The 1,621-nt window shown below is 72.4% G+C and carries 1 protein-coding gene; it reads left to right on the forward strand.

Annotated features, from left to right (window positions below; all coding sequences use genetic code 11):
- Positions 1 to 133 precede the first annotated feature (133 nt).
- A complete protein-coding gene (locus DXC67_RS10230; protein ID WP_117638283.1) occupies positions 134 to 1,396 on the forward strand; it encodes an IS30 family transposase in 1,263 nt (420 codons plus the stop codon).
- Positions 1,397 to 1,621: the final 225 nt, after the last annotated feature.

A 1,621-nucleotide genomic window follows, 5' to 3' on the forward strand; every position in this document is an offset into this window, starting at 1 on the left:
CCTTGATTCTCATTTTCATTGCAACAGCCTCAGGACTCAGCGCAACGCGTTGCGCTGAGTCCTGAGGCGCGAATCCGGGTAGGCAACCCCAGAGGGGCCGGAATCCCCCGGCCCGCGATGGAGGGAGGCCGGCATGTCCAGACCCAAGCCGTCCGGAAGGTCGTACGGGAGGCTCACGAGGCACGAGAGGAACACGGTCGAGAGGATGCTCGACCGCAACCGCAGCGCTCGCGAGATCGCCGCGGAGCTCGGCAGGTCGCCCTCGACCGTGACCAGGGAGGTTGCGGCGCACCGCTACGTCACCGCGCCGCGCTCGCGCTACGGCGAGCCCGCGCCCGCGGACCTCTCGGGGGCCTGCCCCAGGCTCTCCGCGTGGCCGAGGTGCTGCAACGGCTGCTCGCACAGGAGGGGCTACGGCTGCTCGAGGAGGCCCAGGGTGTTCTACAGCGCCAGGAGGGCGCAGGAGGCGGCCGACGCCGAGCTCTCGGCGAGCAGGTCCGGGATCGACGAGACCGAGGAGGGCGCCGCCGCCAAGCTCGCGGCCATCAGGGACGGGCTCGCGCGCGGGCTCTCCCCGCAGCAGATAGCGGCGACGACCCCCGGGCTCAGCGCCTCCACCGTCTACAGGTGGGTGGACGCCGGCTACGACGGCATGACGAACATGGAGCTCAGGCGCAAGGTCGGCTACAGGCCGAGGTCGCGCCGGGCCCCGAAGAGGGCGACGTCCCACTCGTCGCGCAGGTCGCACGCGTCGTTCCTCGCGCTCGGCGAGGACGCCTGCGCCGCGGCCTGGGAGATGGACACCGTCGAGGGCTCCAGGGGCGACTCCGCCAGGCTCCTCACGCTCCTGCACCGCCCGAGCCGCTTCCAGCTGGCCCTGCCGCTGCCGGACGGCACGTGCGCCTCGGTCCTGGCGGCGCTCTCCTCCCTGCGCGGGGTCCTCGGCGAGGACGGCGCGAGGCGCGCCTTCGGCGCCGTGCTCACCGACAACGGGAGCGAGTTCGCCGACGAGGGCGCCATCGCGGCGCTGATCGGCGAGCGGGACGGCGAGACCAGGCTCTTCTACTGCGACCCCCGGCAGAGCCAGCAGAAGGGCGCGTGCGAGAAGAACCACGTGGAGATCAGGAAGCTGCTGCCCAAGGGCGCCGGGGCCAGGTTCGACCGGCTGACGGCGGCGGACTGCGCGCTGCTCATGTCGCAGGTGAACTCCGAGCCGAGGGGGGCGCTCGGGTTCCTGACGCCGGCGCGCGTGCTGCGGATGGCCCTCGGGGAGGACGCCTCCGCCCTCATGGACGCGTTCGGGATAGAGGAGCTGGCGCCCGGCGAGCTCGACCTCACGCCCGGCTGCATCGACAGGGCCAGGGCCGCGAGGGGCGAGGGGCCGCTGGCGGGATAGGCGGCGGGCCGGGACATGGGCCGGAAGGCCCGTTGCGCTGAGTCCGGAACGGCTGCGCGGCGGGCTGGCGGAGCATGCGGCGGCGGCATGGGGGCACCGGCCTCCATAGCCTCTCCACCTGCGGAAACGGTGCGACGGCCAGGTGCCGGGAGCTATTCCCGCGTTGCGCTAGCTGCGGAAACGCGGGGCCCGTTCAGGCTGTTGCGTTGAGATTGAAAATCAACC

Source organism: Collinsella sp. TF07-1 (assembly GCF_003437235.1).
In the GTDB taxonomy this organism is placed as follows: domain Bacteria; phylum Actinomycetota; class Coriobacteriia; order Coriobacteriales; family Coriobacteriaceae; genus Collinsella.